At 33.2% G+C, this 14793-nt stretch carries 12 protein-coding genes; 2 read left to right on the top strand and 10 right to left on the bottom strand.

The window, feature by feature from the left end; translation table 11 throughout:
• Window positions 1-162 precede the first annotated feature (162 nt).
• The 9 genes from V7056_RS09865 to V7056_RS09825 all read right to left on the bottom strand — a co-directional run bounded on the left by V7056_RS09865 (window position 163) and on the right by V7056_RS09825 (window position 11432).
• Window positions 163-1293, bottom strand: a complete 1131-nt coding sequence (locus tag V7056_RS09865) for a glycerate kinase (RefSeq protein ID WP_499701496.1) — start codon at window positions 1291-1293, stop codon at window positions 163-165.
• Between the two features lie 14 nt (window positions 1294-1307).
• Window positions 1308-3530 (bottom strand): glycoside hydrolase family 65 protein, encoded by a 2223-nt coding sequence (locus V7056_RS09860; protein ID WP_499701494.1) that lies wholly within the window; start codon window positions 3528-3530, stop codon window positions 1308-1310.
• Window positions 3527-4561, bottom strand: coding sequence for a Gfo/Idh/MocA family protein (locus V7056_RS09855; protein ID WP_499701578.1), 1035 nt, complete (start codon window positions 4559-4561; stop codon window positions 3527-3529). Before V7056_RS09855 ends, V7056_RS09860 begins: the two co-directional genes overlap by 4 nt.
• Window positions 4561-5355: a sugar phosphate isomerase/epimerase family protein gene (locus V7056_RS09850; RefSeq protein WP_499701492.1), complete on the bottom strand. Its 795-nt coding sequence runs from the start codon at window positions 5353-5355 to the stop codon at window positions 4561-4563. Before V7056_RS09850 ends, V7056_RS09855 begins: the two co-directional genes overlap by 1 nt.
• Before the next feature lie 111 nt (window positions 5356-5466).
• The gene (locus V7056_RS09845; RefSeq protein ID WP_499701490.1) at window positions 5467-6525 is read right to left on the bottom strand and encodes a zinc-dependent alcohol dehydrogenase; all 1059 of its coding nucleotides are present in this window, start codon (window positions 6523-6525) and stop codon (window positions 5467-5469) included.
• Window positions 6526-6558: 33 nt separating this feature from the next.
• Window positions 6559-7410: a carbohydrate ABC transporter permease gene (locus V7056_RS09840; RefSeq protein WP_499701488.1), complete on the bottom strand. Its 852-nt coding sequence runs from the start codon at window positions 7408-7410 to the stop codon at window positions 6559-6561.
• The gene (locus V7056_RS09835) at window positions 7397-8278 is read right to left on the bottom strand and encodes a carbohydrate ABC transporter permease (RefSeq protein ID WP_499701486.1); all 882 of its coding nucleotides are present in this window, start codon (window positions 8276-8278) and stop codon (window positions 7397-7399) included. The genes V7056_RS09840 and V7056_RS09835 overlap by 14 nt, the downstream gene beginning before the upstream one ends.
• Before the next feature lie 169 nt (window positions 8279-8447).
• Window positions 8448-9737 (bottom strand): ABC transporter substrate-binding protein, encoded by a 1290-nt coding sequence (locus tag V7056_RS09830; RefSeq protein WP_499701484.1) that lies wholly within the window; start codon window positions 9735-9737, stop codon window positions 8448-8450.
• Between the two features lie 12 nt (window positions 9738-9749).
• Window positions 9750-11432, bottom strand: a complete 1683-nt coding sequence (locus tag V7056_RS09825) for a sugar phosphorylase (protein ID WP_499701482.1) — start codon at window positions 11430-11432, stop codon at window positions 9750-9752.
• Between the two features lie 524 nt (window positions 11433-11956).
• Here V7056_RS09825 and V7056_RS09820 point away from each other — a divergent pair.
• Window positions 11957-12979, top strand: coding sequence for a LacI family DNA-binding transcriptional regulator (locus tag V7056_RS09820; RefSeq protein ID WP_499701480.1), 1023 nt, complete (start codon window positions 11957-11959; stop codon window positions 12977-12979).
• Window positions 12980-13020: 41 nt separating this feature from the next.
• Here V7056_RS09820 and V7056_RS09815 read toward each other — a convergent pair whose 3' ends face one another.
• Window positions 13021-13623: a hypothetical protein gene (locus V7056_RS09815; protein ID WP_499701478.1), complete on the bottom strand. Its 603-nt coding sequence runs from the start codon at window positions 13621-13623 to the stop codon at window positions 13021-13023.
• Window positions 13624-13705: 82 nt separating this feature from the next.
• Between V7056_RS09815 and V7056_RS09810 the strand changes: the two genes are divergently transcribed.
• Window positions 13706-14554: a hypothetical protein gene (locus V7056_RS09810; RefSeq protein ID WP_499701476.1), complete on the top strand. Its 849-nt coding sequence runs from the start codon at window positions 13706-13708 to the stop codon at window positions 14552-14554.
• The last annotated feature ends 239 nt before the right edge of the window (window positions 14555-14793 follow it).

The raw sequence follows: 14793 nt of genomic DNA, 5'->3' as shown, positions 1-14793 counted from the left end.
AATCTATTAAGTATACAATGAAAAGAAAATAATCTTTTTTATTATTAAATTCTAAATATTACGAATATTTATTTTGCAACAAATTTTATTCGCCAATTTACAACGATTTCTTCACAAGAACAAAAAAAATCCAAACATTTTTAAAATGTTTGGATTTTTTGATTAGTATGTTCCTTTTAGAAGAGACGCGACATTTCTAGCCGTTCTTTCAATATTATTAAAGGCATTATTCATGATTTCTTCTATCGGTAATATTGCAGGGATTGTTGGGAAAATAGCGTCAATTCCATGATTATATAGCTCTTCACTGCCATTTCCTATGCTCCCACATATTGCAATGACTTTGGCATTTGGTGGTGCACATGCAGCTGCTCCAACAGGCGCTTTACCAAAAATGGTTTGCCCATCCATTCTACCTTCTCCAACAATTACAATGTCTGCATCTTTACATACCTCTACGACATTTAAATGCTCGAGTACTAGCTCTATCCCTTTTTTAATGGAAGCATTCGCAAATAGCATCAGACCAGCTCCCATTCCGCCACCAGCGCCACTTCCAGGGATTGTTGAAACTTGCTTGCCTAAATAACTTTCAGCAAGCTCATAAAATTTCCCCATTCCTTGATCTAGTTCATCCATTTTATTTGATGGAAGTCCTTTTTGCGGTCCGAATACATATGTTGCACCATTTTCGCCAATTAACGGATTCACTACATCTGCTGCAATTGTGATGTTAATACCTGAAAGCTTTGGATTTCGATTAGTTGCTGACATAGAAGTAACTTTTAAAAGTGATTGTCCATTCCCTTCAACTAATCGACCATCTTGATCAAAGAATTGATACCCTAAAGCTGCTGCCATTCCAATACCACCGTCATTCGTCGAACTACCACCAACACCAATCATTAGTTCAGTAGCTCCTCGTTCAATAGCGTATTCGATACATTGGCCAACACCAAATGATGTTGTTTTGAAGGGATCTCGCTTTTCCTTAGGAACTAAATGAAGTCCACAAGCCTCTGCCATTTCAATATAAGCATTTCTACCATCCTTCGAGAAGGCAATTTTAGCATTTACTTGCTCAAAAAGCGGACCTGTTACTGAAATAGTTTCTATCATCCCTTCTGTTGATGCAATTAACGCTTGAACTGTACCTTCACCACCGTCAGCAAGTGGTAATAAATGATAATCTGCATTTGGAAAAATAGAAGAAAATCCTTTATGAATAGCTTCTGCCACTCCGGTTGCATCTAAACTTTCTTTAAAGGAATCAGGTAATATGACAACTTTCATTTATATTCCTCCCCTTAAAGAGATGTTTTTAATTGATCTGTTAAGTTAAATTCTTCTCCATTTATATCAATCGTAAGTGGAGGTCCTGATTGTTTAGTCACGGTGATTGATCTATGAGTGATTGTAAATGAAAGTACTGAGCCTTGCCATTGAAACGGAAAAGATAACTTTTCCCATTCTGATGGCAATTTTGGGCTAATCTTTAAACGATTAATATCCATAGAGATATTTGCAAATCCGAAGATTGTTGCTAACCAATTTGCTCCAAGAGATGCAGCATGAAGTCCTTCATCAGATGACTTTGGATTTGGACCTAAATCAATTAAACATGCTTCTTGGAAAAAGCGATAAGAATTTTCTTGATCACCACAACGAGCAGCCACAATCGCATGTATTGCTTTACTTAATGAAGAATCATGAATGGTATGTTCTTCATAATATTGTAAATTCTTTTTCACAACCTCTTCCGGGAATAATTCTGGGAAAAGATACAATAGCATGACGACATCTGCTTGTTTTAAGATTTGCATTTCATTTACTTCTTGGCGAGAGTAATCAAGTAATATCCCTTGGCTACCTTGATTTTGCTTATATGTTGTTAAATCAATTTCAGGTTTTGATAAAAACGTATCATCTTGAGGAATAATATTCTCATCATTTGGTTTAGGTAAATATAATCTATTCAGAAAATCGATCGCTTTCTGGAATAAATCTGTATCTACATCATTGAATTTTTCCATATACTGTAGCGCATGCTGCACATTGTAATATGCCATATAGTTTGTATATGCATTATTGTCAATATGCTCAGTATATTCATCTGGTCCAATCACATCTTTTATTGATAGCTGTCCATTATCTTCAGTAGCTCGGCTAATCCAAAAACGTGCAGTTTCCTTTAATAATTCAAGCCCTTCTTTTGCCATAAAACCTTCGTCTAACGTATTTTGGTAATACTGTACCACTGAATATGCAATATCAGCAACGATATGGTGCTCTGCTAATGCTGATGCAACTTTTTGACGTTGACCTGTAATGATATTAATTGCAGCATATTCAGGCGTTTCTTCATTACCTGTAAAGGCACTTTCCCATGGAAAAAGTGTGCCCTCGTATCCATTTTTAGCAGCTTTTTCTTTCGCTTCATTTATATGCAAATATCGATACATTAGTAATTTTTTAGCTTTTTCTGGATCTGTGAATAGATGGAATGGTGCAATAAATATTTCTGTATCCCAGAAAACATGTCCTTTATATCCTTCACCAGTTAAACCTTTTGCGCCGACGCTGAAACGCTCATCATGAGCAGGTGTCATTACTTCAATATGATAAAGTGAAAAATCTATCGCAAGTTGATCCATCTTTTCTTTCGTTGTGACGACAACTCGCTTTTGTTTCCAAAAATCCTGCCATTTAATCGTATTGCTATCTCTAAGATTGTCATAGCCTTCTGTTAAATATTTTTGAACTGTATTAACTGCTGCGCTAGCCGGATCTTCACGTAACATATCATTAGAGGTATAAACTGAACTAATTTTTTCTAATGTAAATGGCTTTTCAACAACAAGATCCTGCGTGATCGTACCCAATAATTGTCTATTTTTTGCCCCAAAGGAAATATCACTTTCTTTTCCAAGTATGCAAGATGTTGCTATTGCAATTGTATGATTGCTTTCAGATGTTTTATAAATTCCTTGCATGATTCTTTTATCTAACACTCGTACATTTTCTTCATGTAGATGTTGTTTACCGAAATTAGATCCTTGTGCATCTATTCCAGTAATAATTTTAATAGAAGCATTTCGATCTAAACTCACAACTTCTACTTTTGAAGCTAGTAAATGTAAATCATCCTTTGAAACAAATCGTTGAAATGTAAACCTAAAACGGTCACCACTTCTGTTTTGCCAAACCACTTCCCTTGTTAATTCTCCTGTTAACATATTTAAACTACGATCATATGAAAGAACCGTTCCTGTTAACAATGAAAAGATTTCACCGTTTATTTCAATCTTCATACCAATCAAGTCAGGTAGATTTACAAGCTCTGTAGCTTCATTAGGAGTAAATTTATTATAAATACCAGCGATATACATACCACGTGTTTGCTCCGCATAATGCTCTTCATGACTTGCACGTAGGCCAAGATATCCATTCCCTTGAGCCATTAAGCTTGCATATTTATTTATATAATGTAAATCAAATTGTTTTTCGTTTAAATCTTGTACTATATTCATAAAGTTACACTCTCACCTTTTTCAGCTGATTGATAAATTGCTTCTACTAGTTGTTGTATAGCATAACCTTGTTTTCCATCTGCTAACATGACATTCTTACCTAAACAACGATTAACAAAAGCACTCATACTTTTTGAATGGCGGTCAGAATCTGCGGTCTCTCTTTTTAAAAGTGAAACAAGTTCTCCTTTTTCATCTGTATAAATCTCTGCTGGAAACATTGTTGCACCAGCTTGTTCTCCACAAAACTCAACATTCATTTCTGATTTTTCTTTTATATTTAAGGCAAAAGATGTTTCTAACTGTAACAAACTTCCATTCTCTAACTCAATATGTGAAAATAACGAATCTTCTACTCCAAATTTGGTTGGATCCCACTTTCCGAAGGATCCTTCGTTTTTTTTATTACCAATTTTTTGAAACATTTTTGCAGTTACTTTTTTAATGTTTGGATAACCCAAAATGTAAAGGGCCGCATCAAGCATATGAATGCCTAAATCGATTAGTGGACCTCCACCTTGAATCTCTTTATTTGTAAAGCTTCCCCACCCGGGAATACCATTTCGTCTTAATGCCTTTACTTTTACAAAATAAATATCTCCAAGCATGCCTTCGTCCACTTTTTCTTTTAAAATGGTTACATCATCTGCGAACCGATGGTGAAAATCGTACGCAAGTACTTTTCCTTTTGCAATAGCCGTCTCATACATGATCCTTGCATCATCAGCTTTAATCGCAGGGGGTTTCTCACAAAATACATCGCAATCATTTTCTAATGCTTGCATGACATTTTCAAAGTGAAATAAATTTGGTGTACAAACACTGACTATATCTGGTTTCTCAATTGAATACATTTCTGCTGCATCCGTGTAATAGTTTGGAATACCATTTCTTTCAGCGAAGCTTTTTAATGATTCTTCATTTACACCACATACAGCTACAATTTCTAATTCATCTCTAGTTTTATAGTGAGCGACGTGTACGTTTTCTGCGATCTGTCCACCGCCAATAATAGCAACCTTTTTTTTCATCACTTTAATGCCTCTTTAATATGTTGTAGCGCTTTAAAGTATTCTTCTTCTAAGTTATTTCCACGAACTCTACATTCAAATGTAACAAAACCTTCATAGCCGTCACTTTTTAATTGATCAAAGTGCTTTTTGAAATCTAATGCACCACTTCCTGGCTGGAAACGATGATTATCAGCAATATGAATATGTTCAACTAAATCTCTGTTTTGATGTAACGCTTCTGATATTCCATCTTCTTCAATATTCATATGATAAAAGTCTGCGATAATCTTTACGTTCTTTAACTGATTGTCTTCAATATACTTTCGTGCGTCAGCTAAAGTATTAATCATATGATCTTGATAACGATTTAAAGGTTCTAAGAAAATAGTCGTCCCAGTTTCCTCAGCAACTTTATCCAAGTATATTAAAGATTCAGTAACTGCTTTTCGATCACCATCTAAGCTTCTTGGAGATGACATTGGAGGCAATCGGAATGTAAACATGCCCCATGCGGCAGGAACAACAATTCCTTTTCCACCGACTTCTTTTAAAGCGAATAATATATTTTTTATTTCATCTAAGCCTTTTAAACGACGCTCTTCAATAAAATCACCAATCCAACCACTATATCCGCCACAAGCCGTTGTAACAGGTAAACCAGTTTCTGCGATTGCTTCTTTTACTTCATCTAAATGATCAACTAAAAACTTTCCATCTATTTCAAAGCCTTCAAATCCAGCCTTTTTTAAGTAGTTAAATTTTTCTTTCATATTTTCTGGGAAAAATGCTTGATTTTGAGTTCCTACTTTCATTGACTTTCACTCCTAAACGAAGGGGAGTGCATGAACACTCCCTTAAATTTATCTCTTTTTATTCATATATTTTGCTTACACTTCTGATTTGTATTCCAAATCATGCCGTTCTTATTTTGGAAAATGAACCCCCATTTTAATACTTAATTCTGGTTTTTGGTCTACAAATTCCATATAAGACTCTGCTACTTCATTAAATGAAACAACTGGTTCAATTAAATCTTCGCAATTTAAATAACCATTCATTAATAATTCCCAACATGTATTTTCAATACGTTTTCTAGACCAACGTGGATAATCAGGATTCGGTTCACTACTACCACGAGAGAATACAATTTTTGCATTGTTAAAGTGAGCTTCACGACCAAGATTAAATCCTTCTGGGAAAGGTTTTGCAAAAGCAACGTAAGAAATTGTTCCTCCGTATGCAATACCTCTTAGTGCTGCTTGTAGCGCACCGACATTCCCACTAGTTTCAATAATTGAATCCGCCCCTAATTTATCAGTTAGTTTCTTAATTTCATATCCTAAATCACATTTTGTTGGATCGAAGCAATAGTCCGCACCATTCTTTAATGCTATATCACAACGATGACTAATTGGATCAACACCGATTACAATACTAGCACCTGCTCTTTTTGCTAATTGAATCGCAATTTGACCAATTGCACCTAAACCAACGACTACTACAAAATCTCCTGCACGAACATTCGCATCACGCACGCCACTCATTGCAAATTGAGCTGGATCATAATAAACTGCATTCTTCCATGAAGATCCTTCTGGCATTTTACGTAGTTTATAGTTATCTACAGCATTTACAATAACTGTTTCCATAATTGGTCCATACGTACAAACTTGTTCTCCAAGCTTGTACTCTGTAACGTCCGCTCCAATTTCACAAATACTGCCGACAACCATATTCCCTAGTTGAAACTCACCAAAAACAATCCCACGTGCTGCACCTTCTGCTCGCGGCATAAACATTTTCCACTCTTCATTGAACTCTTCATCAATAAATGGACTAACTCCTCTAAAATCAACAACTTCTGTACCATGTTTTGGTGATGCGAATTCAACTTTTATTTTCACTTCATTTGCTTGTACTGGACGATCCTCATATTCCACTAATGCTGCTACTCTTGGTTCAACTGCTACTAATTTCTTCATCTATATTTCATCCTCTCAAGTAAAACTGTAGATTTAGCCTTTTACTCCGCCTTCAGTTAAGTTACCTTTAATAAAGCGCTCTGATAAAGCATACATTCCGACAACCGGTAATGCCGTTACTAGAGATGCTGCCATCATGCGTCCCCATATATAATCTGGTGTACTAAATAAAGTATTTAGTCCAATTGGTAAAGTAAAGTTTTCAGAACTCGATAAGAAAATTGATGCGAATAAATAATCATTCCATGCAATCATAAACGCGTATACAAATACTGAAACTATACCTGAAATTGATAATGGAATGATGATATAAAAAATGATTTTTAAACGACTTAAGCCATCAATCATCGCCGCTTCTTCTAAATCCTCAGGAATTGTATCGAAATAACTCTTCAACATGAATATGGCCGTTGGTAATGTTTGAACAATCATCGTAATAATTAACGCCAATCTAGTATCATATAGCCCTAAACCCGAAATGATTTTGAATAAAGGAACAACTAACAAAATGCCAGAGAACATGTAAACTGTATAGAAACTAGCATTAATTGTAACTCTTCCTTTAAACCTTAATTTTGACAAGGCATATGCTCCTAAAATACCAAATGCAACTGAAATTGAAGCCGCAATTAAAGCAACAATTAAACTATTTTTGAAATAGTTAATATATGGGAAAATTGTTGGATTAAAAATATCGATATAATGCTGAAATGTCCATACTTTTGGAAGTAATGTAGGACTCGTTGAAATTGCTTCTTTTGAACTCTTTAATGACGTCATCAGCATGATAAAGAATGGAAATAACATAACCCCTAAAAGTAAAACTAAACCAATATAGAAACCTGTTTTTTTCAATAATTTATTTTTCTTACTAGTTACTGCCATTTAAGTTCACCCTCTTTCTTGCTACGATAATTACAATAAATAAAATGATAAATAGGATTACAGAAATTGAACTCGCTTTACCTAAATCATTGAAAGCAAACGCTGTTTCATATAAGTAAATCCCAAGAATATTTACTTTGTTTGTTAATAAGTAAACATCTGTAAACATGTAGAACATCCAAATAAAACGTAAAGTTACAACCGTTAACAATACAGGCATAATTGCTGGTAATGTGACAACTTTGAATTTTTGCCACAATGTAGCCCCATCAATATCTGCTGCTTCAAATAAAGACTTATCTATTGTTTGTAAGATCGCTAAGAACGAAATAAATGCATACGGGAAGTACTTCCATATCGCAAAGATTACGACTACTAAAAAGCTACTAACTGGGTTATCAAACCATAACGGTGCATTTTTAAAAATATGAAACACGTCAGTACCTAAATAGTTAACAATCCCGTAGCTATTGTTAAACATATACTTCCATGCAAACACCAATGAAATCGACGGTGTTACATACGATAAAATAATTAGAGATCTTGCTGTTTTACGAAATCTAAACGGACGATTAAAGAATAAAGCGATAGCTAAACCAAGCGCTGTACTTCCAATTACCGTTAACACTGTGTACAAAATTGTAAGCCCTAGTGATTTATAAAACGCTGTATCTTTAAGAATGTCTGAGTAATTATTAAAACCAACAAAATCTGCTGGTAATCTTGGATTAATTGGTTGATCGAAAAAGCTAATTTTTATATTTGATAACATCGGATATGCTACAAGCAGTAATACTAATAAAATAGCTGGTAAAAGAAGTACTAGCGCTAATTTAATATCCGATTTTTTTTTGGCAATCGTTTTCATAGGACCTCCTAAAGACAATCTAATCTATTATTGATAGATGATTGGTGATAAAAGAAAAAGTTGTTTAAAAAGCAACTTAGCTTGCTTTTCAAGCGTTCGTTCTTCTTAAACAACTTCGGCAATCAACAAACCATACTCTTATATACCTTGAATAGAATGAGTAATGTTTTTATTTTAGTACTTCTTTTAATTTAGATTCTGCCTCTTTAACAGCACCATCTACACTTTGTCCGCCAACTGTAATCGCATTAATTAATTTAGCAATTGCTCCAGAGCTTGTTACATCACCCATTTTTAAGAAGTTCTTGTTATCGACAAGTCCGAAAACTTGAACATCTTCAAATGCGCTTGCAATTTCCGTTGATAATTCACCGAATGAATTAACTACTTTATTTTCTTTGTATTCTTTGCTTTCTGTAACATCTTTATTAACTGGTTGTGAACCACCTGGAGACATTAATACTAATTTAGTATTGTTTTCTGGCTCTACCATAAATTCTAAAAATTTCTCAGCAGCTGCTTTTTGTTCATCTTCTAAACCTGAAGAAACTGTATAAGCAGAAACTGTTCCATATACTGCTTTAGATTTTTCAGTTGGAATCGCAAATCCAATATTATCAGTTGTGCCTTCTTCATATACTGAAGGAAGAATATAAGTTGAATAAACTGCCATTGGTGTCGATCCGTTCATAAATGCATCCTTAACTTCAGTTACATCATTTGAACCTGGCATAGTATATCCTGATAATTCTTTATAGAATTTAAGTGCTTCTTTCATTTCAGGTGTATCTAATGCTAACTTGCCTTCAGCATTTAGCATATTTGCATTGTTAGATAATGCGAATTGAGAAAATGCCTGTTCAGAGAATCCACCTTCTACCGTTGGAATCGCAATACCGAATTTTTTATTTCCTTTATCTGTGAAAGCTTTTGCGACTTTTAAGATATCATCCCAATTTTTAGGCTCTTCAAAACCTTTGTCTGCAAGCATTTTTTTGTTGTACCAAATACCTTGTACCCAACCACTTATTGGAACACCAGTAAAGTTTTTACCGTCTTCTGTTTTTAATAACTTTAAAGCACCTTCGTAATACTGATCTTCGCCTACTTTAGAAATAACCTTTTTAACAGATTCTTTATCAATTAATTCATCCTTGTCCATAACTTTTGCGTAGTCTTGGCCAACTTCGATCACTGCTGGAAGTTTTCCAGAGCTCGCTAACGTTACTACTTTCGTATTGTAAGCATCCTCTTCTACTGGAACTTGTTTTACTTTTATATCTGGATTTGCTTTTTCAAATTTTGTAATTAAGTCAGTGATGACAGCTAGACGTTCTTGTTCAACTGAAGAGTGCATAAATTCAATCGTCACTTTACCGTCTTCTTTTTTTCCTCCACCACAAGCCGTTAAGCCAATAGCTAACATTAAAACTAAGAACATACTTAAAGCTTTTTTCATTTGTTTTCCCTCCTAGTTTATTGGTTTTAACCAAAGGAATTGATATGAATTCAATGTGATGTTATCTTTAAATTCTTTAACTTCTCCAGTGATAATATTCATAAATTTCCCATTCAAACTGCAGCTTACTTCTTCGCTCGATAAATTGTGAAGTATAACTATGCTATCGTCTTGTTTTACACGCTTGATTGCAAAAATCTTTTCTCCTAAATCAAGGACCTCCATACTTACATTTGGATGGAACAATGATTCATCTTTACGAACTTTTATAATTTCAGTTAGACCTGAAAACACTTTAAATCTTAATGACTCTTCATTATTTAATTCTGTTAGAATTTCATCTAAATCGTATTTTTGTCGATTAATCGATCGATTCATTCCAGTTTGTTCAACGCCATTATAATCGTTTCTTGATCCTAGCATACTTTGAATGTAAACGGCTGGAACACCTGGGAAAGTTAATAGAATCGAATGTGCTAGCAAGAATCTTTTCACACGCAAGTCATCACTATAAGATTGTTTATTTAATGCATCTAAGTAAGTTACATTAATTTCATATGGGCTTTCACTACCATCTGAATTCTTCTTATAATTTACTAATGCACCCTCTTGCTTTAAATCATTAACAAGTGATAAAATCTCTTCTTCCGGTATAATTCCTCTTATTGGATTTAATCCAATTCCATCATGTGAAGCTAGGAAATTGAAGAAAGTTGAATCTTTTCCTGAGCCATCGAGTTGTTTCGCCCAGCTTGTTAAAACGTTTCCATTTTCATTATGAAGTGAATAAAGAACTAATGGTGGAAGTGGGAATTGATAAACCATATGCGCTTCATCATTTCCATTACCAAAATAAGAAATATTATCTAAGTGCGGTACATTCGTTTCAGTGATCATGACTGTACCTCTTGCAGCTTCGTCTAAAATATCACGGAACAATTTAACGATTTCATGTGTTTTTTCAAGATGGATACATGACGTGCCTACTTCTTTCCACATATAACCAACTGCATCTAGCCTTACATATTCTGCACCTTGCTCTAGATAGAATAGTAAAACATCAATCATATCTACTAACACTTGTGGATTACTAAAATTCAAATCAATTTGATCATCACTAAAAGTAGTCCATATATATTTTTCTTCACCGTTTGCTAATTTAAATTTTGAAAGTAACGGAAGAGCCCTAGGTCTTGTTACTGAGCTTAAATCAATTGAAGGATCCATTTCAACGAAGTAATCATCATATTTAGGATTTCCTTTTAAGTATTCTTGGAACCATTCACTCTTAGCTGAAATATGATTACAAACATAATCAAACATGATTCTCGCTGAAGTTGATAGGTTTTCAACATTTGACCAATCCCCTAAAACTGGATTGACTTTTTTGTAATCAATAACTGAAAAACCATCGTCTGAAGAGTAAGGATAAAACGGTAAAATATGAACGATTTCAAACTTGTTTGCCAAATGCTCATCGAACATTTTCTTAAACGTTTCAAGTGTTGGAACATCTGATTCTCTAAATTGATCTCCGTATGTTATTAGAACAACGTCCGACTCGTCCCAACCTTGTTTTCTTTGTTTTAAACCTTTTTCTTTCGCTTCATTTATCCTTTTTCTAATCGCATTATAAATACTATCTATATCTTCATTTTCATAAATAAAAGTTAGTCTATCTTTTAATTTATTCATATGATTCCTCCTTGTGGTATCGCTCCCACGAATTGATAAAAGTAACCGTGGTACCGCTCCCAAGTCCAATATATTATAGAAAGCGCTTACTGTCAATTTATAACTTTTCAGAAAAAATAACTATTTTATTTTTAATAAACAGATTACTTTATCAAAATAATGATTTCAGAGTTGTTTTTTAAAACCAATATTTTTTATTGCTACTTTTTGCAATTCTCCATATAATGAGTCCTATCAACATTTTGAAATTTTTATAAATGAATATATATAATTATTTGTTAAAGTATTAACAAACGTATTTTTACCATATAATATTTAATTATTCATTTAATGGACTTATTCATTATCAATCTTTGAAAATGAACTAACCTCCTATTTTATCAGTATAATTTCTTGCGCAATCATTCCCCTGTGTTTAAGCGTAATGAGGATTGTTTTTTCAGCATTTTTATGGTAAAAATGTAAACGTTTTTATCGTTTTTTAAATGACATATGGAAAATAAATATTTAGAGGAGAATACAAATTGGGCCCAACTATTTATGATATAGCTCGTGTAGCAAAAGTGTCTAAGTCCACTGTATCTCGAGTACTTAATAATAAAAGTAATATTTCAGAAGAGAGTCGTACGCGTGTGATGCAGGCAATTGAAGAATTAAATTACCAGCCAAGCAAATTAGCTAGAGCCCTTACATCATCAGGATTTGATGCAATAATGGTGATGTCCCGCTCTACTAAAACAACTGCTGGGAACACATTTTTCTCTGAAATTATTCACTCTATTTCTATGAGAGCAGAGGAAGAAAATTTTGATGTAATATTACAAACATCAAAAAATAGTGAAGATGAATTAGAGAAGTGTATCGCTAAAATTCGTGGACGAATGATTAAAGGAATATTAATGTTAAGTTCGCCTGCAAACGAGGATTTCTTTAAGGAATTAGACAAATATGACATACCGATTGTCGTTATTGGAAAACTTGAAGAAGACTTTCAAAATATTTATTCTGTTGATACTGACAATTTTCAAGATAGTTATGATTTAGTACAGCATTTGATTGACAATGGACATCGTGATATCGCATGTCTTCATTCATCATTGGACTATCATGTATCAATAGATCGTTTAGAAGGATATAAAAAATGCTTAATGGATAATGGTATTCCACTTAGACCAGATCGAATCATCGATAGTGGTTATACGATGGAACAAGCTTATGAAGCCTCAGAAGCATTATTAACGGCAGATGACCTTCCAACTGCAATTTTTGCTATAGATGACTTAAAAATCATAGGTTTATATAATACAGCTGCAAAATTAGGAATTTCAATCCCAAAAGATATATCCATCGTAGGATACAATAATGGCATTTTTTCACCATTATTATCACCACCTATGACAGGTATTGAAGTCCCTATTATCAAATTAGGTGAAGTAGCTACTAACTTACTATTTTCAATCATTAAAAAGCAAGATGATCAACAAGAACCCATCATCGTTCCTACAAAAATATTAGAGCAGAAGTCAGTCACTACTATACATTCATAATACAAAGAAAAAGGTTGCATATGTGTGAAATGCAACCTTTTTTAATGCCTATCTTTAGATAAAACTAAATTAGCATACTTTAATACTGTCACTAATTTTACAAATACATAGACCATACCAATTAAAATAGCGATAAAAATGAGTGGTCCAGCAGCAAAAGAAATATTTATTTCACTATTTCCATAAAATAAAATTCCCAATAACGGAATAATCCCAATCACATTATAAATCATCAATAATTTTAATGTTTTCTTTGATTTCATTTGGAGAGTAGCATCTTCTATTTTAATTGCCTCTTGCTCAATCCCCTTAAATAAATAATAAACACAAAATAAATACAACGTTGTAATTGTTAAGGTAAAAATCAATGCAAATAATTTTTCATGTACAGCTTGGACATCATTTAATATATTGTTTAGAATAGCTGAATAGTCGATAAACGACTCTATGATCGAAAGAATAATTAATAATCTGCTAGCATTCTTAACAAACTTAAAGTACTCGCTAGACAGTGAACTAGCCAGACTAGTTGCTCCTAAATAAAAGAATATATATCCTATAAAATCAGGTAATACGTTCACATTTATCAAATTAATATTAAAAGAGATAAAAATAAAACCAATAATCAATTGATTAAAACCCATGGAACCTCCTACTAATTAAGCATCGATTTTTTAGATCCATACTGGTAGTATAATACTATATCTGAATGAGAGTAGGGATTTTTTGAGAAATACACATAAAATCATAAAGATTTATACAATCATAACGGGAATCATTGCACTTTATATTTTATATACATACATAGATTTATCCTCCCAATCTACTATTATTACAAACTCAAAAACCTTTTCAATTGATCAGCTAAGCCTTACAAAGCAACAACAACTCTATGAAAAAAAACTAATAAACTTAGGTTTCTCTAAAAGTACAATTTCAGGTATGACGGAGGAGGAAGTTCAACAATATGGAAAAATAGATGGTAAAATTGTTGCTCAAATTGACCTATATATAAAAATAAACGGTAACAATGAACAACATATAACGAAAACGCAATATCAAAGCTATCTAAAAAAATACGCTAACTTTAATTTCTCATCTACAAAATTAGAACGCATAAGCTTAAAACTTATCGACGAAGATAACAATAAATTCCTATACATTACAGAACATCATTTTGATTATAGCCCTACTAATATATCTCCAATGAAAATTGAGCTACAGTATGGGTATCGTTACACTATACTAAATACAATTGGCAAACAATTATATTGGACAGCATCAAACTTTGATTCATCCAATGTTAAAATGAGCAAAGCAAGTTATGTTAGTCAAAATGCACTACTTACGAATAGTGCTGAAGATGAATTCGGATTTTTCGAGTCAGACTCACTTAGTACTGTTTATTATCCAAAATGGAACAAGCCTAATCTATTACAAGACATTGTTGGTTATCACTTTTATTCGATATCCGAATTTGAAGTACCTGAAGGTCAACTGATAGTCGATCTATATATCCAAGGAAGTAACCCACATCTTTCTGAACAATTACAATACGAAATTAAAAATAAATGAACAAAAATCGTGTGCAAATAAGAGTAACAGTTTTGAGTTAAAAATAAAAAGATAATTAAATAAATTAAGAGGACCCAATCGCATATGATTTGGTCCTCTTATTTTTATTATTATTAGAATGGGTTCTCCTAGAGCATACTCAATAACACATAATGATTGGAACGGAAGGTGTTCGACTCCTATGGGAGATGCGTGACAGGTGAGACCCCGCAGGAGTGAATGCGACGAGGAGGCTCAGC

The sequence above is a fragment of the Bacillus sp. JJ664 genome (genome assembly GCF_036962205.1).
GTDB lineage: Bacteria > Bacillota > Bacilli > Bacillales > Bacillaceae_G > Gottfriedia.
This window is presented reverse-complemented; position numbering and strand designations above follow the sequence as displayed.

Coding starts and splice junctions, on each gene's coding strand:
- V7056_RS09865 (WP_499701496.1), bottom strand. CDS start 1,293: ATGAAAGTTGTCATATTACCTGATTCCTTTAAAGAAAGTTTAGATGCA.
- V7056_RS09860 (WP_499701494.1), bottom strand. CDS start 3,530: ATGAATATAGTACAAGATTTAAACGAAAAACAATTTGATTTACATTAT.
- V7056_RS09855 (WP_499701578.1), bottom strand. CDS start 4,561: ATGAAAAAAAAGGTTGCTATTATTGGCGGTGGACAGATCGCAGAAAAC.
- V7056_RS09850 (WP_499701492.1), bottom strand. CDS start 5,355: ATGAAAGTAGGAACTCAAAATCAAGCATTTTTCCCAGAAAATATGAAA.
- V7056_RS09845 (WP_499701490.1), bottom strand. CDS start 6,525: ATGAAGAAATTAGTAGCAGTTGAACCAAGAGTAGCAGCATTAGTGGAA.
- V7056_RS09840 (WP_499701488.1), bottom strand. CDS start 7,410: ATGGCAGTAACTAGTAAGAAAAATAAATTATTGAAAAAAACAGGTTTC.
- V7056_RS09835 (WP_499701486.1), bottom strand. CDS start 8,278: ATGAAAACGATTGCCAAAAAAAAATCGGATATTAAATTAGCGCTAGTA.
- V7056_RS09830 (WP_499701484.1), bottom strand. CDS start 9,737: ATGAAAAAAGCTTTAAGTATGTTCTTAGTTTTAATGTTAGCTATTGGC.
- V7056_RS09825 (WP_499701482.1), bottom strand. CDS start 11,432: ATGAATAAATTAAAAGATAGACTAACTTTTATTTATGAAAATGAAGAT.
- V7056_RS09815 (WP_499701478.1), bottom strand. CDS start 13,623: ATGGGTTTTAATCAATTGATTATTGGTTTTATTTTTATCTCTTTTAAT.